This is a genomic window from Picosynechococcus sp. PCC 8807, from assembly GCF_001693295.1.
Lineage (GTDB): Bacteria > Cyanobacteriota > Cyanobacteriia > Cyanobacteriales > MRBY01 > MRBY01.
In genome coordinates, this window is the sequence record NZ_CP016483.1 from 669,871 (window position 1) to 694,228 (window position 24,358).

Below are 24,358 nucleotides of genomic sequence, written 5' to 3' on the forward strand. Positions count from 1 at the left end.
TGGAGGCTCTTTTTTATTTCTATAGTGCTTGTCGCATTCCCCTAGATTTAGTGAGTTGGCTCACCTGAAGAGTCAGCGATATCACATTTCTAGGAATGGTTGGAACTGTAGGAACGGCGTCCCCGGGAGCGATCGCCTTTGTAGCCACCGCCACTCCCTTTGTAGTTAGAACGACGTCCGCTGCGGCCACCTTTTTTCGTCGGCTTGGGGAGACCTGTCTTGGTGTTGACTTCCGGTACTTCCCAATCTTCGTTGAGCCATTCGGGGGAATTATTGTCGTACATCATCTGCAATACCGCTGCGGCGATCGCCTGGGGATCATACTCATCACCCAAACGCTTCACAATCGGCAAGAAAGAGGCCATCCGTTCTCCAGCCAAGGCTTCCCGTACTTGGGTTTCCAGGCGGGTCACCCGTTGGGCTTCTACTTCAGTGCGGCTCGGAATAGTCGAAACTTTGAGGGACTGTTTGACGCGCCGTTCAATTTGACGCAACAACCGGCGATCGCTGGGTTCGACGAGGGCGATCGCCGTTCCCGTTTTACCAGCCCGACCCGTCCGACCGATGCGGTGAATGTAACTTTCCGTATTATCTGGTAAATCAAAGTTAATCACGTGGCTGAGGTTTTCCACGTCCAGACCCCGCGCCGCAATATCCGTGGCGACAATCATCTTGATCTTGCCATCCTTAAAGCGACGTACCAGTTTTTCCCGTTGGTTTTGGTTGAGGTCGCCATGGTACTCATCGGCACTTTGGCCCGCTTCAACCAACTCATTGGTCAACTCCGAAGCTGTACGTTTCGTGCGCACGAAGATAATCGCCGACTCTGGGTTTGCCATTTCCAAGATGGGCAGGAGGGCTTTGGTTTTTGACCAACCGCGCGGAATCATATAGACTTCTTGGGCAATGCGGTCAGGCGTGACCTGGGGCTGTTTGATCGTGATGTTGATCGGGTCATTGAGGAAATTTTCCACCAGATCCCGGATTGCGGGGGGCATGGTCGCCGAGAAACAAACCGTTTGGCGAGTTTTGGGGGACTGACGCAAAATCTTTTTCACATCATCAATGAAGCCCATACTGAGCATTTCATCGGCTTCGTCAAGCACTGCCCAACGGAGTTCTTCAAAGGACAACTTACCCCGTTCGAGGAGATCGATGACCCGGCCCGGCGTACCCACAACAATGTGGACGCCCTTTTGCAGGCTGCGAATTTGCCGTTCCATGGATTGACCACCGCAGACGGTGAGCACCCAAAGACGACGATCCACGGCGAATTCCTTGAGGGACTGGGTCACCTGCACCGCCAGTTCACGGGTGGGGGTCAGAATCAAACCCTGGACGGTCTTTTGTTCCAGGTCAATTTTTTCAAGGAAAGGCAGGGAGTAGGCGGCGGTTTTACCTGTACCTGTTTGGGATAGTCCCACCACGTCCCGTCCTTCGAGGATTGCGGGGATCGCTTTACTTTGAATTTCGGTGGGCTTCTCGAAGCCAATATTTTCTAACAGGTCAACGCGGGCGTCGGATAAGCCGATGGTTTGAAAAGAAGTGGTCATAAAAAAGTTGTAAGGTTTATGGATGGGTTTTTGCTAAGGTTTGACAAAAATTGGGAATGCGTCTTGTTTAAGGGCGATCCCTCCCCCAACCCTTTTCCCAAACTGGGTTCTTTGAAATAAAACCGATTGGATGCTTCTTGGCAGTCTGGACAATGCCGGGGGTGTGGCTGAACGGTCTAGTTATGCTTCCACGATGGTGCCGTAGAGGTCATAAATATCCGCAGCGGTAATTTGAACAGGGACAATACTGCCGAGGGAGGCTTCTCCGGTGACATATACCAGTCCGTCAACGTCCGGGGCAAATCTAGGCGATCGCCCGATTAATTCACCAGTCGCTGGGTTTTCCTGTTCGATCAGCACATCCACCGTTTGTCCGACACAAAGTTCATTGCGGCGGGCAGCAATCGGTTGTTGAATTTCCATCAGAGCATCCCGACGGCTATCTTTGACAGATTGCGGTAGTTGGTTCGGTAAATCAATGGCAGGGGTTCCTTCCTCAGCCGAGAAAGTAAACACACCCACATGATCAAATTCGTGACGTTTCACAAAATCCACGAGGTGCTGGAAGTGTTCTTCCGTCTCGCCGGGGAAACCCACGATAAAGGTGGTGCGCAAAATTGCATCGGGTAACGCCTCTTTCAGGTCTTCAATGATTCGATCATTGACGCGACCTTGCCAAGGACGATTCATCGCCCGAAGAATATCTGGATGGGAATGTTGTAGCGGGAGATCCAGATAGGGAATAACGTTGGGGGTATCACGCATCGCCGCGATTACCTCAGGGGTCAACCCCGTCGGATAGGCATAGTGGATGCGGATCCAAGGCACATCGACTTCACCCAAGGCTCTGAGGAGTTCTGCCAATTTGGGTTTGCCGTAGATATCTTTGCCGTAGTTGGTGGTGATCTGGGAAATTAAAATAATTTCCTGGACGCCTTGCTCAGCCAATTGTTTGGCTTCGGCCACGATGGACTCAATGGGGCGCGATCGCTGATCCCCTCTGAGGTGAGGAATGATGCAAAAGGCACAGCGGTAATCACAGCCTTCCGCCACCCGGAGATAAGCCACCGCTTCGTTGGTGGTGCGGTAGCGGGGCACAGTTTCGTCAGCGATATAGGTGATTTCTTGGGAAACTTCCTTTACAATTTCGCCCTGTTCAGTGCGTTGAATCACGTCAACAATTTTGTGATAATCCCCAGTGCCTACGAGGGCGACAGCTTCAGGCAATTCTTCTAAAAGCTGCTCTTGGAAATGTTGCGCCATGCAACCGGAAATGACGATTTTCTTGTTTGCCTCTGCCAATTCCACTAGGGTACGCACAGATTCGGCACGGGCATCCTCGATGAAGCTACAGGTGTTGACGATGACGTAATCGGCCAGTTCTTCGTTTGCATCGACCTCATAACCAGCATTTACCAATAGCCCAATCATGTGTTCGGAATCGATGCGGTTTTTTTCACAACCAAGATGGGAAATGGCGATTGTCGGTTTTGTGGTCATGCAGTTTCTAGTAAAGAACGGAGTTCAGGTCAAGATCTAGGAACGATTTCTTAATGCATTGTAACGGATCTTGGGGCGATGCTGAAATATTTTTTAGGAATTTGTCAGCAAACCTTGTTACCATTTGCCCAAAAATTTAGAGGATTTGCTCCAATTTTTGCACCCAATCGAGCATATTGTGACGGTTGGCGCGGTAACTGGTGGGGTGGGCAATGAGGCGAACGGTGCTATGGAAGAGCACTTCAACTTCTTCGAGGTTATTTTCCCTGAGGGTATTCCCAGTGGAAACAAGGTCAACGATCGCCTCGGACATGCCGGTAATGGGGCCGAGTTCGACGGAGCCGTGGAGGGGGATGACTTCGATGGGGAGATCGAGATCGCGGAAGTAGTCTTTGGCGCAATTAACAAATTTGGAGGCTACACGGCAGTTGGGGGGGAGTTGCCGGGGATTTTTGTAGGGGCTGGCCTTGGGGACGGCAACGGAGAGGCGACAACCACCGAATCCTAAGTCTAACAGATTCGCGACATCGGGTTTTTTCTCCCGGAGGACATCGTAACCTGCAAAGCCCAGTTGGGCCTGGCCATATTCGACATAGACAGGAACGTCATGGGTGCGCACGAGCATCGCCCGGGCGGTGCCAGTGGGATCGGTGATTTGCAGTTGGCGATTTTTTTTATCGAGGAAGGCGCTAAAGTCTAACCCGACTTGTTGGAGGAGGGCGATCGCCTCTGGGAGGAGGCCACCTTTGGGAATGGCAATGGTAAGCATTTTTTCGTTAGCAGTGATTCAAAAATCTTAAGGAAAAAGAATTTAAGTTAGAGGGTTTCGAGTTTGGGTTCGCCACTGGGGTCAATCCAGGCGAGGTGGGTAATGTGGCTGCTGCGGGCATAGGCATAAATTTCGGCAGGCGATCGCCCTCCCAGTTCCACTTCGACGCGCACCATTTCATCCCCTTGACGCAGGGTTTGGGCATAGTGAAATACCTGCTGCTGGGCATTAGGTTCCGTCGCAATCACCAGCCAAGCACTGCCAGCGAGTTGTTTGGGCAGTTGGGGACTTGTCAACAGACAGGTGTGTAGTTCTTCAATATTCAAGCAAAAGCCAATACCGGGGTGATTTTCCCGTTGGGGATGATACAAGCCCAGAAGCTGATCATAGCGGCCACCTTGACCCAAGATATAAGACTGATGATTGGCAAAATTAACCACCTCAAACACAATGCCCGTGTAGTAATCAAAGGTCTGAATTAGGGTTAAATCCAAGATAATTGGCAGTTGTTTCCGGGTACTCCCAGCCAATAACGTAAAGAGAGCCTTAAGATTCGCGACGATTTCCTGCGCCTCTGGCCCCAGATCAAACTGACTCACCCGCGCCAATACGGTTTCCGGCTCGCCACGCAGATCAAAAATGTCCAGGGCATAGGCCTTGAGATCCTCATCCAGGGGTAATTCCTGCAACCCAACCCGGTCTAAATTGGCCACACAATGACGAACTGTTTCTCTTACTGGTTCAGGAAACGGATCCAAGAGCGATCGCCCCAGGGCCGCCTCCCCTAAAATTAACTGCCAATCTTCTAAACCCAGGGCATCGAGGGAATCTGCCAAGAGCAATAAAATTTCTGCATCCGCCACAATTCCTGCCGCAAAGAGTAACTCTACCCCCGCTTGGTAAAACTCCATTTGTTTGCCGTGGCTGCCCCGGGGGGGATGGCGAAACACATTGGCCCGGTAACAAAGCCGTTGGGGAAAGGTATTTTCGGCCATTCTGGTGACAGCCGCCCTGGCGATCGAGGCCGTTAACTCTGGGCGCAAACCCAAAGCTTGACTTTCTGCCGTTTGTAGTTGAATGACCTTTGTGCGATCCACCGCCCCGCCAGCCGTGAGCGTCTCCAACCATTCCAAAGTAGAGGTGACGATCCGCTGGTAGCCCCACTGTTGAAAAACCCGTTGGAGATTGTCATTAATCCAGGCCTTTTGAGCAACTTCGAGGGGTAATAAATCCCTGGCACCTGCGGGGGGTTGATGAATCATGAAATCCGTATGTTGAGCTTTGCCGTCGCCTATTCTACTTCTTTTTCCCGCCAAACAAACCGCCAAATAAACCCCCTTGTTTATCGGCGCTCCCTTTCTTGGCCCCTGGTTGGGTCTCTAGGGCGCTGCCCATCACTTTTTCGAGAGCTTGTTTGGCTTGGCGCACGAGGGGATCTGTTGGTTTGGAGAGGTAAGCTTTTTTGATATGCACCTTGGCCATTGCCAGTTGGTTTTGGCTGAGATAGGACAGTCCCATGAGGGCGTGGGCCTTGATGCAGTTGGGATCGAGTTGAAGGGCATCTCGGAATTCCAGCACGGCCTTGGCATAGTTTTTCTTTTTTAGGTGTTCTTCTCCCCGCCAGAGGGCTGCGTCTAGGGAAGATGTGCTGGTATTTTTCGGCGGCGGCGGGCTGACGGTAGCGCCTGATGTCGCCATGGTTTCCCCAGGATATTGGGGCATGGTTTCTTTTGTCTCGACTTTTTTAACCTTGCCTAGGTATTGGAGATAGACGAGGTTCAGTTCGCTTAAGGTGGCGATCGCCTGGGGGACTGTAGCCATCGTTTGGTAATTTGCCTGGGCCAAAGCGGCCACCTTCTCCCGGTAGAGCGCCGAAATATTCCCTGGGGTATCGAGGAGTTCCTGGGCTTCCGTCGTAGTGAGGACAAGGTTATCTGTCTCATTACTCAATTGCTGACTCAATTGCACCAGAATCACTTGGTATTCCGACCAGGAAGCCGGTTTAGATAGTTTTTCGTAGGCCGGATTCACGAGCTTTGACAAAAATTCACTGGCCAAGCGTTTATCCAGAGCCTGGGTTAGGGTACAGGTATCCGGGTGGAGCCGTTGGGCAATTTGTAAATAGGCTTTGCGCACGACTTTTGGATTCGCATCAATGGGCAAGCCGAGCACCGCAAAATGGTCGGCAATTTTTCGAGCAAATAATCCTTGGTTAATGGCAAGCGACATATGTTTGTGGGGGTCCCATTGACCTAATTATGACTGATTCTAAAAAAGGTACAACCGTTTAATGATGGTTTTTATGAATCCGCAGCATAATAACTCTGAAACCATCCTTGGGCCTCTTGGAGGGCGACACTCAACGGGGTATGAATTTTGCCATTCGTCGCCAAGAGCCGACCACTGCCCATATCGAGGGGGGTTTGATCGTAGCTAGTGACGAGGCCGCCCGCTTCCCGCAAAATGCAGATGCCCGCTGCCATATCCCAGGGTTGGATGCCCCGTTCCCAGTAACCATCTAAGCGACCACAGGCCACATCCGCGAGATCAAGGGCCGCCGATCCGCCCCGTCTGACCCCCTGGGTTTGGTGGGTGAGGTAACAAAATTCACGGTAATTATTATCCTTCGTTTGTCGGCGATCATAGGCAAAGCCAGTGGTAAGGAGACTATTTTGTAGCTGAGCTGTTTTTGAAACTTGGATCGGTTGGCGATTTAGGGTGGCCCCTAATCCTTGGGCGGCGCGGAAGAGTTCATCGCGGTAGGGATTGTAAACAACGCCGACTAACGGTTCATCAGCATATAACAGAGCAATGGAAACCGAAAACATCGGATAGCCATGGGCATAGTTCACCGTGCCATCGAGGGGATCGATCATCCAGAGGTAAGGACTGGGCTGATTTATGGCTAACTGGCCTGCTTCTTCGGCATGGATCGGCACATCCGGTAGATGTCTTTGGAGCAGCTCGATAATGGCGGCTTCGGAGGTGGTATCCGCTTCTGTGATCAGGTCGCCTGGGGTTGCTTTTTCTCGAATTTGCTGGAGGTTGCCGTAGTATTTTCTGAGAATTGCGCCAGCACTGAGGGCGGCTTCTGTGGCAATGTCGAGGTAAGTTTGGCGTTCGGGTAGGGAGGGAAGGGCCATAGAGATATTTAAAAGGAGATGGGCAAAGTTTGGAATCCAAGGAAGTGGCGATCGCCCCAGGATCAGAGTTGATAATGGGGGTGTCTAAATGCCGTTAGTCTTCATCAAGGGGTAGGCCAAAGCGAATCTTGCCCTTACCGAAGTTGCGCCCAAACTGGAGTTCATACACTTCGTCCTCATCCTGGGTTTCTACCACCAAATCACTTTTGGCATGGCTCACACACATCAGCGCATAACCCTGGCGTTGCAGATCCGGGGAAAGTCCCATGGCATATTTTTGTTCGAGATCCCCGGACAAAACCCGCACAGCGCAAGTCGTGCAGGCCCCGTTGCGACAGGAGAAGGGAATCTGAAACCCTTGTTTTTCGATGCTCCGCAGGATGAATTCGTCCTCAGGGACGGTAAAAGTCTGGGTTTCGTTAATTTGCCGGTAATTAATCGTGATTTTGTGAGTTTTAGCCATGGTTACAGCAGAAAAAATAAAAATTTGCCTTTTCCTTTAGTTATTGTATAATCATTAACCATGCCCCATCTGGAGAGATGGCCGAGCGGTTGAAGGCGCAGCACTGGAAATGCTGTTTAGGGGTAACTCTAACGAGGGTTCGAATCCCTCTCTCTCCGTTCTAATTTAGAACCTATTTACGGAAGCCTTAGATGTGTTGTCTAGGGCTTTTTTGTGGCTTTAAAGACGATGGTTAATGCTCCATTTCTGCCAGTTCTAACCACCGTTCTGTTTTTGCTTCGATGTCTTGATTTAGGGCTTCTAATTTTAAGGAAAGGGTCTGCAATTGCTCATAGTCCACTTGGTTACTGAGTTCCATCTGTAATGCTTCCCGCTGAATTTCTAGCTCAGGAATGATCTCATTTTCGAGACGTTCTAGTTCCCGCCGTTGGTAGTTTGACAGGCGACGGGATGGAGCAGCTTTTGGCTTGCTAGGGGTTTGTGGTTTGGCGATCGCCTCTTTTGGGGGAGGATTTTCCGGTGGATTTTGGGCGGCTTCTGCCTGTTTATAGTCTAAATAAAGGGAATAATTACCGGGGTATTGTCTCAGTAGCCCATTGCCTTCGAGGGCGAAAATCATGTTCACTGTCCGGTCGAGAAAATAACGGTCGTGGGCAACGATAATCACACAGCCATTAAAGTCTTCGAGGTAATCTTCCAAAATAGAAAGGGTTTGTACATCTAAATCGTTCGTAGGTTCGTCAAGAATGAGTAAATTCGGCGCACCCATCAGCACTTTTAGCAGAAATAAACGTCGTTTTTCACCCCCAGAAAGTTTATGAATCGGCGCATATTGTTGATCGGGCGGAAACAAGAATCGTTCTAGCATTTGGGACGCTGTAATTTGTGTGCCATCCGCCGTTTGTACATAGGTGGCAACATCTTTGATGTAATCAATCACCCGTTGATTTTGTGTCGCTTCATCAAGTAAATCATCGGAATGTTGGTCAAAATAACCAATATGAATCGTACTGCCGATTTCTACTGTGCCGCTATCGGGTTCGAGTCGTCCTGTAATCAGATTTAAAAAGGTCGATTTACCCGCCCCATTGCCGCCGATAATACCGAGGCGATCGCCGGGGTTGAATTCATAACTGAAGTCTTTAATAATGGGGCGATCGCCAAAACTTTTAGAGAGATTTTTGACGACAACAACTTTTTTGCCAATGCGCCGCCCCGGTGTATCGATCTCAACTTTGCCTTGGGCTTCCTTAAAGGTTTTATTCTGCATATCAGAAATTCGATCAATGCGCGCTTTTTGCTTTGTACTTCTTGCCTTCGGCCCCCGCTTGAGCCATTCTAATTCCCGTCGCAATACCCCTTTATGTTTCTGTTGGCTGCTAACTGCGGCCTCTTCTGCCAGTGCTTTTTTCTCTAGATAATAGGAATAATTTCCGGCGTAGGTATAGAGATCACCGCGATCAATTTCGATGATCCGATTTGTGACTTTATCGAGGAAATAACGGTCGTGGGTAATTAATAATAATGCGCCTGAAAATTGGGTTAAATAGCCCTCTAACCATTCCACTGAATCAGCATCTAGGTGGTTGGTTGGTTCATCCATTAGGAGCAAATCAGGTTCTGATAACAAGGCAGAAGCAAGGGCAATCCGTTTGCGGTAACCGCCGGATAAATCACCGACTTTTGTTTCAAAATCATCAATCCCTAATTTACTTAAAATAATCTTGGCATTGGTTTCCACTTCCCAAGCATTAAGGGCATCCATTTTTTCGGTAATACTGGATAATTTGCCCATGAGACTATTCAATTCATCGCCAGAAGCTTTTGCCATTTTATGAGATAAATCTTCGTAGGCTTTAACCCATTTCATTTGTTCACTGCAATTGGCAAAAATCTGATCTAAAACGGTATTTTCTGGATCAATTTCCGGCTGTTGTGGTAGATAAATAATCCTTGCCCCAGAACGAACTAACCGCTGTCCCCCATCAATGGGTTCAATCCCCGCAATCATTTTTAAAAGGGTTGATTTGCCACCCCCATTTACCCCAATCAAGCCGACTTTTTCGCCGTCATCGATACTAAAACTGGCATCCCGCAGAATTTCTTTGATGCCGAAATCTTTCTTGATGGATTGGAGGGTGATAATACTCATAAATAATTAAATAAAATAATTAAAATTAATATTCTGATGCTTGATTAACTGGAGCGAGAGACTGCGTGAGTAACTGAGTACAGTCTGTAGGGAAAGGATAATTTTGCGGGAATTCTACATCATATTCAATTTGCATATTTTCAAGGGCTTCTTGGTAGCACTCTAAGAAAATATTTTGCATATAGCCTTTAAGACTAGGAGAGTCGCGGAGAATTTTTAGGATTTCTTTTTGGGCACGTCGAAGGGTGACTTCCCAACCCCGATAGCACTCTTCTAAAGGGACATATTTTCGTTTGAGGGCATGTTCAAATAAAGTGCTTAGACGGCTTTCTAATTCGCGTTTTTCTCGCTTCCCCAAAGCCTCTATCTCCTCAATTAAATTGTCTCGATCAAGGGCTTCTAAGTTGCCTGATTTTAAATGGGAGATGGTTTGTTCAATCCATTGATAAAAGTCTTGATCATAGAGGGTTTTTGATTTTGTTTGGGTCATAATCTAGCCCTCGTAATGGAGTTGAAAAAGGGTTTACCACGGTAAACCCCTATGGATTTCGATTAGAAATTGGTGTGGTTTGTATTCGCTTCCACTAAACGGGAAATCACTTCATCCATCCCGATCGCCCCTAATTCCCCAGAGGCACGGGTACGAATGCTTAAGCTGTTGGCTTCCACTTCCTTCGCCCCGGCGATCGCCATCACGGGGATTTTTTGTTTTTCGGCGTTGCGGATCAATTTGCCCAGACGTTCCCCAGAAGCATCGGCGATCGCCCGGATGCCAGCGGCTTGCAGTTTGTCGGCTTGGGCTTTGGCATAGTCGAAAAATTCATCGCTAACGGGGAGAATTCTGACCTGTTCGGGGGCGAGCCACAGGGGAAAATCACCCGCATATTCTTCGATCAGAATGCCGATCAATCGCTCCAAGGAACCGAAAGGCGCGCGGTGGATCATGATCGGGCGTTGGCGATCGCCATGCTCGGTAACATACTCCAATTCAAAGCGTTCGGGGAGATTGTAATCCACCTGCACCGTGCCCAGTTGCCATTCCCGTTCGAGGACATCTTGGAAAATAAAGTCGAGTTTCGGCCCATAAAAAGCGGCTTCCCCTTCGGCTTCAAAATAGTCCATGTCAAGCTTGGTGACGGCTTTACGGATCGCGTTTTGCGCCTTTTCCCAGACCTCATCAGAGCCAATATATTTATCGGAGTTGGGGTCACGGAAACTCAGTCGCGCCTTGAAATTCTTCAGTTGCAAACTCTTAAAGACGGTCAAAATTAAATCGACAACGTTAAAAAATTCTTCCTCCAATTGGTCGGGGGTGACAAACAGGTGGGAATCGTCCACCGTAAAGCCCCGCACCCGCGTTAAACCACCCAATTCACCGGACTGTTCGTAACGGTAAACTGTGCCAAATTCCGCCAGACGGATTGGTAATTCCCGATAGGAGCGCAGTTGATCTTTATAAATTTGGATGTGGAAAGGGCAGTTCATCGGTTTCATCACAAAACCCTGTTCCGCCGCCCGTTCTGCCTCGCCGTCTGCCATCATCGGGAACATATCCTCGCGGTAGTTCTGCCAGTGACCGGAGACTTTAAATAAATCCACACGGGCGATGTGGGGGGTGACTACGCCTTGGTAACCGCGTTTGGTTTGTTCTGTTTTCAGGAAATTTTCCAGCGTAGAACGAATCAGCGTCCCTTTCGGTGTCCAGAGGGGCAAACCGGGGCCGACTTGATCGGAAAACATAAACAAACCCAATTCTTTACCGAGTTTGCGGTGGTCGCGTTTGAGGGCTTCCTCTTTGCGGCGTTGATATTCTTTGAGTTGTTCGGGGGTTTCCCAAGCGGTGCCGTAAATACGCTGGAGTTGCTGGTTATTTTCGTCACCCCGCCAGTAGGCTCCGGCGACCGATTCGAGGGCGATCGCCTTGGGGTTAATATCACCGGTATTTTCCACGTGGGGGCCAGCACAAAGATCCCACCATTGATCGCCGAGGTAGTAGAGGGTGATGGGGTCGTGAATTCCTGCGAGGATTTCGAGTTTGTAGGGTTCGTTAATTTCCTTGATCCGTTTTTCGGCTTCGGCGCGGGAAATTTCTTCACGGATCACAGGCAATTTTTTCTTGACGATTTTCACCATCTCTTTTTTGATCGCCTTGAGATCCGCTTCCGTAAAAGGTTCTGGCTTATCGAAATCGTAGTAAAACCCATTCTCTGTCCAAGGACCAATGGTGACCTGGGCGTCGGGAAATAGCTTTTGGACAGCCATCGCCATGACGTGGGAGGTGGTGTGGCGAATCCGCTTGAGGGTGTCTGATTCACTGGTTTTGGGAAGTTTCATCGGTTCGAGTTGTTCACCATTCACCTGATCCATGGTTGAAATATGCTCCTTAAAATTGCTCCAAAAAGTTTAGCAGGTCGCTATTCTATGTTATCCGTTGTCTCTGCTGGACTGGGGAATTTTCACTTACCGAATGTCATTGCGCAAACCACAGGCGGCGGCATAGGCGATCGCAATGGCATCGACACTATCATCGATAGGCATCGTCTCCATCCCAAAAATCGACTGCACGAGGGTCGCTACTTCCCGCTTATCGGCCTTTGCATTACCGATGTGGCATTTCCAACTGGATTGGTGCAGATAAATCGGTTCGATATTTAATTCTCGCAGGCTAACCAAGTTTAAAATGCCTAGACCCTGCAATACGCCCCCTGCGGCTTTGATCTGACGGCTAAAGAAGGGCATCTCGATGGCGATCGCCTCTGGGTGAAATTCCCCCAAAATTTCTGTGTAGTCCTGTTCAATCTCTAGGAGTCGTTGGGGCGTCGATAAATCTTTGGCTGTTTCGATAATGCCGTAATCAAGGATTTGTGGCAGCGTTTGTCCCTGTTCTTCGAGAACCGCCCAGCCAATAATCGCTAAACCAGGATCAATGCCAAGCCAACGCTTCATGGCAAAATAATTTTTATAAGGTATTCATTCAGTCATAAATCTAGCACGACATTCAAAAAGCACTTCCAGCACAGTTGAGTAGCTAAAACTGCCAAGATTCCTGTGACGAATATTCAATGTAGGGCGATCGCTTTATTCTTCTGTTTTTTTGCCTGTGATAGCCTTTTAACGATTGAATTTAGTATTCTTTCATCAATGGGAGACGGCGCATACGAACTCGACTCATTTCAACTGTCACAATCGCCCCCTGTTCCAAATCCTCTGTCACTTCACCAAGAACTTTTAAGAGCAGATTGGTTAATGCTTGAGCACGCAATCTTTCAATGCGGATGCGAATTACGGAAGGAGAAGCCGCTTCACTTAGAGCCAGTAAAGCATGGAAGTCGGCATCAAGAGTAACAACTACACGCTCATCATCTTTTGCTCTTTGAAGGATGTCGGTATCATCTGCTGCTGACAAACCAATCTCAGCAACGTGAATCGTATCGATTCCAGCCTCACTGAGCAACATTGCCGCAGAGCGTGGCAAGCCCTGATCAAGCAGCAGTTTCATCACTTTGAGGTAGTTCTAAAATGCGATCATCCAAGTAAGAGGAGGCAAAAATCAAGGCTTCTTGGATATCAGCCTCTTCCAGTTCGGGAAACTCTTGTAACAGTTCTTGGTGATCGGGGTAAGTTGCCAGTAGTTCAAGCACGCGACGTACGGTAAGGCGCGTATCACGAATGCAAGGCTGTCCATTCATCCGATTGGGATTGCTGCTGATACGGTCTAATTTCATGGAATTAACTCTGGTTCGTCCGACACTGAAAAGCATTCCCAGTATGCACTGTTGGGTTGCGCTTCGATCATAGCCTACAGATAAGGATTGCTGTTACTCAACCAAACTTACGACAATGGCGATCGCCATTCCCAGCCGCAACTTCTTACCACGGTTCGGAAGGTAAAACTCATCAGCGATCGCCTTATCCTTACATTGCCTGTATTTGTTATCTGTTTTTCTTACTATCATCTATTCCTCTCAACGGTTTGGCTCAACTTCATTGAAACGTAGTTTAGGTTTTATTAGGCAACATTTTTTATTCAATTTAACGCGATAATTTCTTTAATCCTATCAAATATTAGCTCAAATGAACTGAAGTCTATTTCATTATTGAAATCTTCATCAGTCAACACGAGATTGGCAAAATTTGCCTTTGAGTGAATCCAATCTGCAACTTCACACATCTTTTGCTCGTCAAATATTTTCTTTGAGTGCTCATCTTCTATACGCTTTTCATCAAGCCTTCTAAACTCTGGTCTGTTGGTGCTTTTATTAAATAAATAATCAATCTCATTGTCGAAGAATAGACTTTTGCCGTCTTTTTCTTTTTTTATGTCTTGATCTGAGTAATAAAACTCAATTGAAATGTTTTGATAATCTTCTCTACCCGGAGGAACTGGAATACAGAAAGCAAAAACATTGTTCGAGTAATTTTTAAAGTGTTGACCTCCTTGTTCAATATCTCCAACTATAGAAGCAACATCTCTATCAAAGATTCCAATTATTCTTCTATTTTGATTAACCTTAGAAAGCTGTTCTAGTAATATCTTAAGCTTAGAATCTCCCCAATTATCTGCGATTTCATAGTAATCAATATTACAATCTTCAATATTAAGCGCAACTTGAGCTTTCTTTAGATGTTGAACGTCAGTTTTACCTTCAGTTATTATCAATGGGACTTCACTTTCCTCTATTTTCGCATTTACTTCTTCATACAGCTCCTTAAATCTATCGTTTTCACCTATCATCATGTTATAAACTTCTAGGTATAGTTCATTCGATGTTGGATCTGTTGATATTCCTAGATTATCAAGGTCAATTATTTTGGATCTATTTTGAGCAACTTCGGCTAAGCCCATACTCAGAAAAGGAGAGTGTGAACTCATTATGAATTGAACATTTGGGAAAATATTGATAAGAGTCGGTAAAATTTCCTTCTGAAGCTTGATATGGAGATGTTTATCCACTTCATCTACTAAAACTATCCCATAAATATTGTTGAGAGGAATATTACTTTGAATATTATCACCTTGTCTTAATAATTCACCAAACAAACATAATAGAGCCGATTCACCTGATGAAAGATTAAATATTGAAGGATATATGCTTTTTCCACCTTCAGCTTGCTCCATTACCTGAATTCTTGTACTTCCCAATCCTCGAGGACCAATACCAAACCTTAGATTTCCATAATTTCTGGATATCAGTGTTTGTGTGAGAATTGTATTTAAGTTCAAGAATATGATCTGATCATTAGGATTGGAAGTCAATCTCAAATCTAATACTATATCAAGTATCCAATTTGCAAACTGTTCCAAGCCTGAAACCACCTCTATTGGATTTCGCAAGTATCCACTAAAACCAGATGTTTTTCTAAAATCTAAGCTGACTTTATAAGGATCATTCAAGTAACCTGGTGCTTCATATCTATATGGGGAGAAAAAAGTAAGAACATTTTTATTGAAGATATTCCATGCTAGTTCTTGATTCCAATTATTAGATAACTTTTTAACACCATTTGCCTGTTGCAAGTCACCTGAAAACTGGCCATACGTAATTTTGCCTTCTAATTCTATAGATTCATTATAATGTTCTTCAGTACACTGATTTCTTATGTCAATATAGTCAACATTCCCTTGTTCGGTCATAAACCTTAAATAGACAATGGATGGTTGATTGTAGTCTATGTTATAAATGGATGATGAAACACGATAATATTTATTTTCTCTTTCTTCAAATTCATTTGGAAAATGAGGACGTGCCATTTCATAAAAAGAATCAACTATATGAGAAAGTAATGTGGTTTTACCACTTCCATTTATTGCAGTCAACACTGCAATCTCGTTCTCGTTAAAGTCTAACTCAATATGCTCGAACGGGGCTCTATTAATTAATATGGCTTTTGATAAGTAAATTTTCATTTTTTAATGTTGCCTAACGTTTGTGTATAGCTATTATTCTTATCCCTCCAACTTGGCGGTGTAAGAAAAATTGTTTATATTTTTCTTTTATCATCAGCTTGTTCTTTTTCTTACAGATAACTATGTATTATAGAGATGATTTCTGTATAATGCCCTCTCTGTTATTTTTATGTAGAGTATTTCTGTACAAACACACAAAATGGGTATTGTCCAAACAAAATCCGTATAATTCCTTTATGGAGGTAATATACAGATTTTAAAGCTTTGCATGACATCATTCCCGCTGTGTAAATTGTTGGATGTAATTCGTGAGGTCATTCGTTTCAAGCATTACTCTTATCGGATAAAACCGAATTTACAGAATACCCTGGCCTAGATTTAACGATGTCGACGCAAAATTAAGACCACAATAATTGGTGCGCCAAACATCGCTGTCACCGTATTCAAGGGTAATGTTAATTCACTTCCCGGCAATTGCACAATAATATCCGCCAGCAACGCCAGACTAGACCCCAATAAAGTCACCGCTGGCACCAACAGCCGATGATCAACCGTTTTCAGTAAGCCCCGGCAGAGGTGCGGCACCGCAATCCCCAAGAAAGAAATCGGGCCACAAAATGCCGTGACAGATCCCGCCAAGAGCGCCGTACTGACAATAATGTGACGACGGGTTGCCTTAAGGTTGAGGCCCACGCTTTGGGCGTACTGCTTGCCGAGAAGCAGCGCATTCAAAGGTTTCGCCTGAAAAAAAGCCAGGAGTCCCCCCGCAAAAATTAACACCATAAAGATAGGCAACTGTTCCCGCTGGATTTCCGCAAAGCTGCCAAACGTCCAACTGAGATATAGGCGTAGCGCTTCCGTGGGGCTAAAGTGCAACAGCAATGTGACGAGGGAATTGCTGACATAGCCGAGCATCAACCCCAAAATTAGTAGGGTGCCATTGTGGGGAATTCGACGGGCGATCGCCAAAACGAGCAGCAACACCGCCACCGCCCCCAAGCTCGCTGCCATCGCCACACTCAAATTTCCAAAAAGACCGCCCATAAAACCCGTTCCCAACAGCACTAGGGCCACCCCCAAACTCGCCCCAGAATTGATGCCCAACACAAAGGGGCCAGCGAGGGGATTATTAAACAGGGTTTGCATCTGGAGGCCGCTAATCCCCAGGGCTGCCCCGGCAAAGGTGGCGGCGATCGCCCGTGGAAAGCGCAGTTGCCAAACGATTTCTGCCCACACCGGATTGTCAATGGGTTGGCCCAAGGCGATCGCCAATAGTTGATCCCAGGGAATGGTCGTCGAGCCCAGACTCAAACTGAGGAAAAATAAAACCCCCCACAATCCCCCCAGCAGAATAAATAACGAAGGCGATCGCCACCGCAGTTCCGGTAGGGATAAACAAGTTAGAGGGGTCGTGGTGTAGGGAATTTTCACGGGGAATCTTGCAAGTGACGGTAATAATAAAGCTCGTGGTCAGGTAATTGATCCGGATGGGCGATTTTGATCACATCGGCAAGGATCACATCAGGATTGAGGGTGCCCCCTTCCCAAAAATCATTGCCTCCCCCAGGCGCAACCCGGTTGTTGGCGGCATAGACTTGCTGGTTTTGTACTGCCTCAAACAGTTCATAGCGCGGGTCTTCCTGGAAAATATCGGCAGTGGTTTGCCAATCAGGATTCACATTCAGCCAAAGATCCGCTGTTTTTGCCCGACCTAGAACAGCCTCAAAATCTAGAGGTAAGCTCAAGCGGGCCGTTGTCGCGTCCCAGGGGTAATTCACGTTCGCATCCCGCAGCAGTTGGGCCACATAGCTTTTGCCCCCCGGCACATACCAAACCCCTTGGTAGGGCGACCCACTCAGCACCGTTGGCGTGGTGTCTAAATCTTTAACTTGGTTCACGAGGGCTTGGTAGCGGTTGGCGATCGCCCCAAAAATCTCATTGGCTTCAGCTTCTTTGTTAAAGAGGAGAGCCGTAAACTTGAGCCATTCAGCCCGGCCCAGGGGAGTGGGTTCCAGGTGAGCCGCGTCTAACACCACCGTTAACCCCAAAGAATCTAGGGCGCTGGTATTGTTCCCTTCGCTAGCATCGAGGCGATAATTCAAAATCACATCGGGCTGGAGACTCAGGATCGCTTCCCGGTCTAGCTGGAGGTTGCCGACTTCTTGGATGTCGCCTGCTTCAATGGCCGCCCGGATCTCAGGACTATAGATCAATTGGCGATCGCCTACCCCCACCAAATTTTCCGACTGCTTTAAAACTTCCAAATGGGGTAAATAGGTCGTCGAAAGGGCAATCACCCGGTTGACGGGCACTTCAACGATGGTCGCCTCTGGATAACCCTCCGGAATGGGCGTACCACACTGCACAAAAACATAGGTTAAATCCTGCTGGGCCGTTTCCCAGGGTTGCCGCACCGTCACCACTTTGTAATGGCCATGGTATGCCACCTGAAAGCCCCTGGCAAATTCTGGCGTCACCTTATCCGGGAAATAATCCACCGCCGGATCGTAATTCTCGACACAGGCCGCCGTCGGTGTTGGGGTTTCTACGGTTTGTTGGGTGGGGCCACAACCCCCTAGCCACAGGGATAAACCTAGGCCCAGCAGAGGAATCGAACGGTGTGGCAAGAAGGGGAAACGCATCGTTTTTTCTCCTACTCAAACCACGGAATGCGTTGGACTTTTGTCTGGAAGCGACCATCATCCTGGAGTTCAAACAGACGGAAACCTGGTTGTTCCCACAGTTGGCGATCGCCTTCCCGCAATTCTTGATCCGGGGGCGTCACTTGGGTACAAGTTGATGGCGTACCAAAACAAGGAATTCCCCCTTGGGTGACGCTGTATTCCAGATGCACATGGCCAAAGAAAACTGTTTTCACCTGGGGATGATGTTGCACAATCTGCCAAAATTCGACGCGGTTGGTCACATCGATTTGATCGAGCCAATCAACCCCCGCTGGCACCACATGGTGATGGATGGCGATCGCCACCGGAGAAGTTTGATATTGTTCTAGGTTTTCCGCGAGCCAAGCCAGTTGTGCCGTATCTAAAAAACCCTCGCCATATTCTGGGTTCTCAAGAAACGAATCCAACAGCAACAGTTGCCAGTTCCCCAAAGAAACGTTCTTGTCTGGCGAAAGATAATCCCCCTGCAAAATCTCGGCCATCAATTCTGGATTGTCGTGGTTCCCCGGCAGCCAATAGCTAGGAATCCGCGTTGCTTCGACCAAATCCCGCAACCGTTCATAGGCGATCGCCTCACCCCGATGGGCCAGATCCCCCGTCAAAATCAGCCGATCTGGTTTAAACTGTTGCACCGCCGCCAGGACTGCTTGGAAAGACGCATTGGTTTTAACGCCGCGCATTTCGGCCTCTCGGTGATCGAGGAGGTGGGTATCAGTAATTTGGGCAATGAGAACCATAGGAAATTGTGGGCAAAATTGGGAAACGAAACAAAGCAGCTTAACGGAATTGAGCATTGACACCAATCTGAAACCGACGCCCCACTCCAGGGTAAGCCGGGAATGTTTCAAAATCCGCATCAAACAAATTTTCCACACTCGCCGTTAAATTTACGGTATCACTGATGGGATAGCGCGCCCGCAGATCCAGGTTTGTGTAGCCTGCCAAGGATTCAGTATTGGCATTATTTGTCAGGCGATCGCCCACCCGTTTCAGGAAAATTCCGGCATAAATTCCCTGGGGATTTTCGTAGGCAAGACCCACATTGAAATAATCTGTCCCCGCAAAGGCGACCTCATTACCAACCACTGTCGGATCAGCATCGGCAAGAATTTCTGAGTTGTTCCAAGTGTAGTTAGCAAAGGCAGAAAGAGATCGAGACAATTGCAACGTCACCTCTGCTTCTAAACCTTGATTGCGGGCTTTCCGGACATTTTGGGGAGTGAATGTCCCAAGATCAAAAACGATGGCATCATCGAGGGTGTTATTAAAATAAGTCAGCCGCACCAAAGCACGATCCGAAAAACGGTGGTCAACACCCAGATCAAAACTATTCCCCAGTTCCGGCACTAAATCAGGATTGCTAAACCCCGGAAAATAGAGATCCACGGCAGTTGGCACCCGGAAGTTGCGGGCATAGTTCCCCCGAATTCGGGTTGATTCTCCCACTTGCCAGGCAAACCCTGCGCTGGGTGATGTGACCGAACCATCGGCCAAACTATTAAAGTCCTGGCGCACGCCCAGATTTAAAGCCAGTTCCGGGGTAATATCCAGGCCATAGCGGGCAAAAATGGCCCCTTGACTGAGGTTTTCGTCGTAACTAAAGCCAAATACGCCAGGATCCTCTGCTTTTGCAGTCAAATAGCGGTAATCAAAACCATAGGTGAGATTTTGGGTTTCATCCAGTTGCCAATTGTGCTGAATCTGGGCACCAAAAGAATTGTTTTCATAGCGGGCATCGGTTGTTCCAAATTGATTCTCATCAAAGAAACGAAAATCATTTAAGTCGGCAAATAATCTTGTCGTCAGCAGAGAATCATCGCTATTCCCCAGGCGAGACTCTAAATCCAGGGACAACAACCAATTATTGTCGTATTGGGTCGCATTTGGACTTGGGGAAGAAACACTGCTCGGAATTTCTAAATCCTTACTGCTGTAGATGCCGTTGAAGCGCAACCGGTGGCGATCGCCTAACTGATTAACCACCTGGAGATTCACGTTTTGGATATTCGTCGCCGCATTATCCCGGACACCCGACAAACCCCGTGCTGCAATGTCATAGTCAAAATCATTTTCTGCGGCGGTGCGGTCATAGGCCAGTCGCACTGCCTGGGTTTCCGCACCAAAACTTACCCCAATATTCTGGCGATTGTAGCCAAAGCTCCCCAGATCGACCCCGGTCTCTACTGCAACTGGTTGGTTAAATCCGGGTTGGCGCGTCACAATATTGATCACGCCGCCGATGGCATTGGAACCAAACAGCACCGAACTGCCCCCAGGGATTAATTCAATGCGTTCGACATTATCGGTAGTCAAATTAGACAGATCAAAGTTCCCTGAATCGAAACGATTAAGCGGCCTGCCATCAAGCAAAATTAATGTTTGAGAAGAACTATTAGCCCCCCGAAAAATCTGAGAACTTTGGGCACCGAGGCGAGATCCAGCCGTGCTATCAATAAAAATCCCAGGGAAATATTTCAAGGCTTCGTTGACGGTGCGATACCCTTGGGCTTCAATTTGCTCCCGGTTAATCACATAGGCCGCACGGGTCGCATCTTGAACCGTTTCTTCCTGGCGTGACGGAGCATATACAGGTTGATTTAATAGCTGGTCAATGACCGTTAGTTCAAAATCAACGGTCTCTTGTTCATCATCTAGATCGTTCTCTTCTTGAGCAAAAACAGCAGTACTACTACAGAGAAAACAAACAATCGTAAAGCAAATCGTCTGGGGCGTAAAAAATGACGTCATCTAAGAATATTTTGGGCTAATTTTTAATGTAATGAAGGGAGAATTCATGGAGTAATGGCAAGACTTTTTTAGGTCATAAAAGCCTTGATCAATAACCTTAAGAAAAGCAAAGCAGTTGAGCGATTAAAATATCGTCAATTTTTTTCTGATTCACCAAAATCGATGCATTTCTCAACCCCATTGAATGAGGCTAATGCTGATGGAATAACGGGTTAAAGCAATATTTAAGACAAACTCGCTAACGAGACTGGTTTTGCTGATTGCGGCGATATTGCAGTCTCAGAAGATAGAAATTATGGGCAGCAGAAAAAGACTGGGTGCTAAAAGAAAACATCATCCGTACCTCGCAGATGGGTAATTACTAAAACGTTTACACTTGGCTCGGCGGGCATTCTGACTTAGAAATTGCTGAAAATTTCCTTACAGCTGCGGGACAGCGACGGATTTGCACCGTTCTTTCCCCATTGCTTTTATCGGCTGATCCCCGATAAAACCGAACAGAGTCTAATTATATAGCAGGCGATCGCCCCCGATGTAAATAGATTTATGAAGTCCCCTTGAGCCTTGGGAGAAAAGCACCTTTAGGGATTAAGCAGGGCCGTAATGTGGGGAATAATCTGGGTGTGGTTGGTCAATAAATAATCTAGGCGATCGCTAATCAGCGACAAAATTAAATCCTCGTAGGTCATCCCCTCTTCTGATAGTCCCTGGGCGACGAGGCTAGTGACGTTGGCAGCGGGCCGCTTAAGATCGGGTTTGGGATTAGCCTCTAAAATTTGGATATTTCCCATCGCATCCATCCGGGCATCGATACGAATTAAGGCATTTAAACTAAATTCCCAGTAGACTTGTTGGGCGAGTTTTGCTAGTTTTTCTTTGGCTTGGTCACTATCATCTAAAAAGCGAATTCTTTGGCCTGTAATTGCCTTTTTATCCATCGAGGTAAAAATCTTTTCATCGGCTTCTAAAAGACGCTCTAAAATCGAAAACGTAAAGGGAGATTCTAATTTTTCAAACTGCCCTTGACGATGGCGCACATAGCCACACACAGAGACACAAAATTCGCGCCCGGTTAAGAAGGGTTCAATCAAAGCGGTGTTGTGGGTTTGCTGATGTATGTTGGCGATCGCCTCACCAAGATCCTGGGGCTGATCCACAAAATGAATGTTCAAAGAGGCACGACCAGACACGGGTTTAACCAGAAAACTGCCCTGGTAATCGCCAAAAGTCTGCTGGAAACGAGCGTTGTCCTTGGCAGTAAATTTCCCCTGGGCTGGATGCCAAATCATGAACGGCGCAGTGGGAAAACCGAGCCCTTGCAGTTCCCGTTTAAAGCTGTGTTTATTATCTAAAATCGAGCTATTTAAAGGGTTATGGCCGATATAGGGTACCCCCAACATTTCTAAAATTGCCGGGGTGTGGCAGACGGGATTGTAACCCTGAACCCCACCGGTATTCAGCCAAGCCAAATGAATTTGATGTTTCCGGAGGCGATCGCCTAACGTGGCATCATCGGGCAACACAAATACGTGCTGAAACTCTAAATCTTCGAGGGCCGCAGCAATGTCATGGGCTACCACTTCGTAGGTTTTGGTGGAGCGGGGATTGTGGGTTTGGTAGATTACGGCCCCCTGCGCTGCTTTGTCACCCCCATGAATTACGGCAATTTTTAACTTTTTCCGGAGAATTTCAAGGTAGTTTGGTAGTTGACTAAAATCGTAAACAAATCCCATCATTAACGTGACTTTCCCACAATTCTGAGCAATTTTGTTATTTTAGAAGATCCCTGAGAAAGATATGGCAGGCAGAAAAAAAGAGGTTTAGTCTTTAAAAGTACTAAAATCTCTAAACAAAAAAATCATGTCTGCATCCTATCCGACAGACCTCACCAATGACCAATGGTCTCTCATCAAACCCCTACTTCCCCCAGTTCAATCTAGCAAGCTCCTGTCCCACTGACCTGCGCCAGGTTGTTCATGCGCGCTTTTATCTCCTCATGGGTGGCATTACCTAGTGCTTACTGCCCCGTAATTTTCCCCAATAGAAAACCGTCTCCCTCTGTGTCCGCTAATGGTGTGACGACACGACCCTCGAACCCATTAAGCAAACTCCCCACCAGTGGAAATGCCCACAGGTCACGAACATCCTCCTCACCAAGCTATGGAGTGGTCAATGCTCAATCGATGGATACAGCCACAATGATTCATCAAGAGATCGGCTATCAAGGCGATGGGCTAAAGCGCTTGACATAATTTTCAAAAGATTGGCTGTGTCAATCTGGCTCCATTGCAATAAGATCTTAATAGTACTTATGCTTACCGCTTCATCCCTGGCAAAAGATCCAAAGAGACCAATATTTAAGTCAATAAAACTTCGGGGAATTAGGCTTATATTTTCCTAATTGAACAAGAATTATTTCTTTATTTGTCAATGATATTTTTGAGATTGCCTGAATTATGAATCGTTATATGATTTTTGTTTTCTTATTGTAATTTGCAACTAAAAATAGGAAAAATCATACTTTCTTAAATGGCGAGTGTACTATTGTCCATAGACCCTTAGGGGGATTGTGGTGAAAACTTAAAAAAAATAAACCTTACTTTAAAAAAAGCAACTTTCCCGAAACTTTGCCTGGTCTAGTCTATAGTTTTTATAAACTTAATTCTTTTCATTTTATAAAGTCAATACTTACTATAAAAAAATGACTATACCTCTATTGACCTACGAACCAAGCTCTCAGAATCAACGGGTACAAGATTTTTTTATCGGCAGTGAAGAAAGTCCCAAGCAATTTAGCGTGGAATCGGCTTTTGCAAAAACAGATTTTGAGACCTTAATCCAGGCGGCCTATCGTCAAATTTTCAATGAGCAGCAGATGCTTGAACAAAATCGCCTAAAAGTTCAAGAATCTAAGCTGAAATCAGGTTTTATTACCGTCCAAGACTTTATCCGGGCGTTGTTATTGTCTGAGTCTTTTCGGCAACGGAACTATGACGTGAACAATAACTATCGCTTTGTGCGGATGTGCGTGCAGCGGGTACTGGGCCGGGATGTTTATGGTCAGAAAGAGGTTCTGGCTTGGTCAATTTTGTTGGCGACCCAGGGTTTAAATGGCTTTGTGGATGCTCTCTTAAACTCTGAGGAATATCTCGACAATTTTGGCTTAGATACTGTTCCTTATCAGCGGCGACGCATCTTACCCCAACGCACAGAAGGAAATTTGCCCTTTGCACGGATGCCCCGTTATGACGCTGATTATCGTCAACAATTAGAAGATCTGGGCTATTTCCAAGAACGGGGTGAAGCGCCATGGGTCGCCCCTGCCTGGGTCAGCGTGATCGGGAAAACGGTTACCATTGCTGGGGCTGGCACCTTGATTTTAGGGGCGATCGCCGTTGCTTTGGCCGCTTTTGAAATCATTAAGCTGTAGGCCTATGG

Annotated in this window: 21 protein-coding genes, 1 tRNA gene and 1 riboswitch; of the genes, 3 read left to right on the forward strand and 19 right to left on the reverse strand. The window is 47.0% G+C overall.

The features are described 5' to 3' along the window. Positions 1 to 89: 89 nt before the first annotated feature. The 7 genes from AWQ24_RS03215 to AWQ24_RS03245 all read right to left on the reverse strand — a co-directional run bounded on the left by AWQ24_RS03215 (position 90) and on the right by AWQ24_RS03245 (position 7,428). Entirely contained in the window at positions 90 to 1,553 is a 1,464-nt protein-coding gene (locus tag AWQ24_RS03215) for a DEAD/DEAH box helicase (RefSeq protein WP_012306248.1), read from the reverse strand. A gap of 180 nt (positions 1,554 to 1,733) precedes the next feature. After that, positions 1,734 to 3,053, reverse strand: a complete 1,320-nt coding sequence (rimO, locus tag AWQ24_RS03220; protein WP_065715990.1) for a 30S ribosomal protein S12 methylthiotransferase RimO — start codon at positions 3,051 to 3,053, stop codon at positions 1,734 to 1,736. Between the two features lie 136 nt (positions 3,054 to 3,189). Continuing rightward, a complete protein-coding gene (gene hisG / locus AWQ24_RS03225; protein ID WP_012306250.1) occupies positions 3,190 to 3,822 on the reverse strand; it encodes an ATP phosphoribosyltransferase in 633 nt (210 codons plus the stop codon). A gap of 47 nt (positions 3,823 to 3,869) precedes the next feature. Further along, on the reverse strand, positions 3,870 to 5,084 hold the full coding sequence (locus tag AWQ24_RS03230) for an ATP phosphoribosyltransferase regulatory subunit (RefSeq protein WP_065715991.1): 1,215 nt from the start codon (positions 5,082 to 5,084) through the stop codon (positions 3,870 to 3,872). Positions 5,085 to 5,118: 34 nt separating this feature from the next. Then, positions 5,119 to 6,051 (reverse strand): J domain-containing protein, encoded by a 933-nt coding sequence (locus tag AWQ24_RS03235; RefSeq protein WP_065715992.1) that lies wholly within the window; start codon positions 6,049 to 6,051, stop codon positions 5,119 to 5,121. 71 nt (positions 6,052 to 6,122) lie between these two features. Further along, entirely contained in the window at positions 6,123 to 6,965 is an 843-nt protein-coding gene (locus AWQ24_RS03240; RefSeq protein ID WP_065715993.1) for an inositol monophosphatase family protein, read from the reverse strand. 94 nt (positions 6,966 to 7,059) lie between these two features. Further along, positions 7,060 to 7,428 carry a 2Fe-2S iron-sulfur cluster binding domain-containing protein gene (locus AWQ24_RS03245; RefSeq protein ID WP_012306254.1) on the reverse strand — a complete coding sequence of 123 codons (369 nt, stop codon included), beginning with the start codon at positions 7,426 to 7,428 and terminating at the stop codon, positions 7,060 to 7,062. A gap of 71 nt (positions 7,429 to 7,499) precedes the next feature. On the opposite strand from AWQ24_RS03245, the gene AWQ24_RS03250 reads away from it, so the two are divergent. Further along, a tRNA-Ser gene (locus tag AWQ24_RS03250) sits at positions 7,500 to 7,586 on the forward strand. 74 nt (positions 7,587 to 7,660) lie between these two features. On the opposite strand, the gene AWQ24_RS03255 is transcribed toward AWQ24_RS03250, so the two are convergent. The 6 genes from AWQ24_RS03255 to AWQ24_RS03280 all read right to left on the reverse strand — a co-directional run bounded on the left by AWQ24_RS03255 (position 7,661) and on the right by AWQ24_RS03280 (position 13,305). After that, the gene (locus AWQ24_RS03255; RefSeq protein WP_065715994.1) at positions 7,661 to 9,580 is read right to left on the reverse strand and encodes an ABC-F family ATP-binding cassette domain-containing protein; all 1,920 of its coding nucleotides are present in this window, start codon (positions 9,578 to 9,580) and stop codon (positions 7,661 to 7,663) included. 25 nt (positions 9,581 to 9,605) lie between these two features. Further along, on the reverse strand, positions 9,606 to 10,070 hold the full coding sequence (locus AWQ24_RS03260) for a DUF29 domain-containing protein (protein ID WP_065715995.1): 465 nt from the start codon (positions 10,068 to 10,070) through the stop codon (positions 9,606 to 9,608). 62 nt (positions 10,071 to 10,132) lie between these two features. Further along, complete coding sequence (thrS, locus tag AWQ24_RS03265; protein ID WP_065715996.1) at positions 10,133 to 11,947, reverse strand: threonine--tRNA ligase; 1,815 nt, start codon at positions 11,945 to 11,947, stop codon at positions 10,133 to 10,135. A gap of 93 nt (positions 11,948 to 12,040) precedes the next feature. Then, positions 12,041 to 12,526, reverse strand: coding sequence for a crossover junction endodeoxyribonuclease RuvC (locus AWQ24_RS03270; RefSeq protein WP_065715997.1), 486 nt, complete (start codon positions 12,524 to 12,526; stop codon positions 12,041 to 12,043). 178 nt (positions 12,527 to 12,704) lie between these two features. Then, complete coding sequence (locus AWQ24_RS03275; RefSeq protein ID WP_065715998.1) at positions 12,705 to 13,079, reverse strand: DUF5615 family PIN-like protein; 375 nt, start codon at positions 13,077 to 13,079, stop codon at positions 12,705 to 12,707. Then, the gene (locus tag AWQ24_RS03280; protein WP_012306261.1) at positions 13,063 to 13,305 is read right to left on the reverse strand and encodes a DUF433 domain-containing protein; all 243 of its coding nucleotides are present in this window, start codon (positions 13,303 to 13,305) and stop codon (positions 13,063 to 13,065) included. Before AWQ24_RS03280 ends, AWQ24_RS03275 begins: the two co-directional genes overlap by 17 nt. A gap of 87 nt (positions 13,306 to 13,392) precedes the next feature. On the opposite strand from AWQ24_RS03280, the gene AWQ24_RS16195 reads away from it, so the two are divergent. After that, positions 13,393 to 13,578 carry a hypothetical protein gene (locus AWQ24_RS16195; protein ID WP_157096823.1) on the forward strand — a complete coding sequence of 62 codons (186 nt, stop codon included), beginning with the start codon at positions 13,393 to 13,395 and terminating at the stop codon, positions 13,576 to 13,578. Between the two features lie 29 nt (positions 13,579 to 13,607). Here the strand turns inward: AWQ24_RS16195 and AWQ24_RS03285 are convergent, their stop codons facing one another. From AWQ24_RS03285 to AWQ24_RS03310, 6 genes are all read right to left on the reverse strand, one after another. Beyond that, positions 13,608 to 15,488 carry an AAA family ATPase gene (locus AWQ24_RS03285; RefSeq protein ID WP_065715999.1) on the reverse strand — a complete coding sequence of 627 codons (1,881 nt, stop codon included), beginning with the start codon at positions 15,486 to 15,488 and terminating at the stop codon, positions 13,608 to 13,610. Positions 15,489 to 15,866: 378 nt separating this feature from the next. Continuing rightward, positions 15,867 to 16,919 carry an iron ABC transporter permease gene (locus tag AWQ24_RS03290; RefSeq protein ID WP_065716000.1) on the reverse strand — a complete coding sequence of 351 codons (1,053 nt, stop codon included), beginning with the start codon at positions 16,917 to 16,919 and terminating at the stop codon, positions 15,867 to 15,869. Then, complete coding sequence (locus AWQ24_RS03295) at positions 16,916 to 18,130, reverse strand: ABC transporter substrate-binding protein (RefSeq protein ID WP_065716001.1); 1,215 nt, start codon at positions 18,128 to 18,130, stop codon at positions 16,916 to 16,918. The genes AWQ24_RS03290 and AWQ24_RS03295 overlap by 4 nt, the downstream gene beginning before the upstream one ends. Before the next feature lie 11 nt (positions 18,131 to 18,141). Continuing rightward, positions 18,142 to 18,909: a phosphodiesterase gene (locus AWQ24_RS03300; RefSeq protein WP_065717288.1), complete on the reverse strand. Its 768-nt coding sequence runs from the start codon at positions 18,907 to 18,909 to the stop codon at positions 18,142 to 18,144. Between the two features lie 40 nt (positions 18,910 to 18,949). After that, a complete protein-coding gene (locus AWQ24_RS03305; RefSeq protein ID WP_065716002.1) occupies positions 18,950 to 20,920 on the reverse strand; it encodes a TonB-dependent siderophore receptor in 1,971 nt (656 codons plus the stop codon). Between the two features lie 365 nt (positions 20,921 to 21,285). After that, positions 21,286 to 21,433, reverse strand: a riboswitch (cobalamin riboswitch). A gap of 68 nt (positions 21,434 to 21,501) precedes the next feature. Beyond that, the gene (locus tag AWQ24_RS03310) at positions 21,502 to 22,656 is read right to left on the reverse strand and encodes a D-alanyl-alanine synthetase (RefSeq protein ID WP_065716003.1); all 1,155 of its coding nucleotides are present in this window, start codon (positions 22,654 to 22,656) and stop codon (positions 21,502 to 21,504) included. A gap of 965 nt (positions 22,657 to 23,621) precedes the next feature. Here AWQ24_RS03310 and AWQ24_RS03315 point away from each other — a divergent pair. Beyond that, a complete protein-coding gene (locus tag AWQ24_RS03315; RefSeq protein ID WP_065716004.1) occupies positions 23,622 to 24,350 on the forward strand; it encodes a phycobilisome rod-core linker polypeptide in 729 nt (242 codons plus the stop codon). Positions 24,351 to 24,358: the final 8 nt, after the last annotated feature.

Coding starts and splice junctions, on each gene's coding strand:
- AWQ24_RS03270 (WP_065715997.1), bottom strand. CDS start 12,526: ATGAAGCGTTGGCTTGGCATTGATCCTGGTTTAGCGATTATTGGCTGG.
- thrS (WP_065715996.1), bottom strand. CDS start 11,947: ATGGATCAGGTGAATGGTGAACAACTCGAACCGATGAAACTTCCCAAA.
- AWQ24_RS03230 (WP_065715991.1), bottom strand. CDS start 5,084: ATGATTCATCAACCCCCCGCAGGTGCCAGGGATTTATTACCCCTCGAA.
- AWQ24_RS03215 (WP_012306248.1), bottom strand. CDS start 1,553: ATGACCACTTCTTTTCAAACCATCGGCTTATCCGACGCCCGCGTTGAC.
- AWQ24_RS03300 (WP_065717288.1), bottom strand. CDS start 18,909: ATGGTTCTCATTGCCCAAATTACTGATACCCACCTCCTCGATCACCGA.
- AWQ24_RS03245 (WP_012306254.1), bottom strand. CDS start 7,428: ATGGCTAAAACTCACAAAATCACGATTAATTACCGGCAAATTAACGAA.
- rimO (WP_065715990.1), bottom strand. CDS start 3,053: ATGACCACAAAACCGACAATCGCCATTTCCCATCTTGGTTGTGAAAAA.
- AWQ24_RS03240 (WP_065715993.1), bottom strand. CDS start 6,965: ATGGCCCTTCCCTCCCTACCCGAACGCCAAACTTACCTCGACATTGCC.
- AWQ24_RS03235 (WP_065715992.1), bottom strand. CDS start 6,051: ATGTCGCTTGCCATTAACCAAGGATTATTTGCTCGAAAAATTGCCGAC.
- AWQ24_RS03285 (WP_065715999.1), bottom strand. CDS start 15,488: ATGAAAATTTACTTATCAAAAGCCATATTAATTAATAGAGCCCCGTTC.
- AWQ24_RS03255 (WP_065715994.1), bottom strand. CDS start 9,580: ATGAGTATTATCACCCTCCAATCCATCAAGAAAGATTTCGGCATCAAA.
- hisG (WP_012306250.1), bottom strand. CDS start 3,822: ATGCTTACCATTGCCATTCCCAAAGGTGGCCTCCTCCCAGAGGCGATC.
- AWQ24_RS03260 (WP_065715995.1), bottom strand. CDS start 10,070: ATGACCCAAACAAAATCAAAAACCCTCTATGATCAAGACTTTTATCAA.
- AWQ24_RS03305 (WP_065716002.1), bottom strand. CDS start 20,920: ATGACGTCATTTTTTACGCCCCAGACGATTTGCTTTACGATTGTTTGT.
- AWQ24_RS03295 (WP_065716001.1), bottom strand. CDS start 18,130: ATGCGTTTCCCCTTCTTGCCACACCGTTCGATTCCTCTGCTGGGCCTA.
- AWQ24_RS03315 (WP_065716004.1), top strand. CDS start 23,622: ATGACTATACCTCTATTGACCTACGAACCAAGCTCTCAGAATCAACGG.
- AWQ24_RS03275 (WP_065715998.1), bottom strand. CDS start 13,079: ATGAAACTGCTGCTTGATCAGGGCTTGCCACGCTCTGCGGCAATGTTG.
- AWQ24_RS03310 (WP_065716003.1), bottom strand. CDS start 22,656: ATGATGGGATTTGTTTACGATTTTAGTCAACTACCAAACTACCTTGAA.
- AWQ24_RS03280 (WP_012306261.1), bottom strand. CDS start 13,305: ATGAAATTAGACCGTATCAGCAGCAATCCCAATCGGATGAATGGACAG.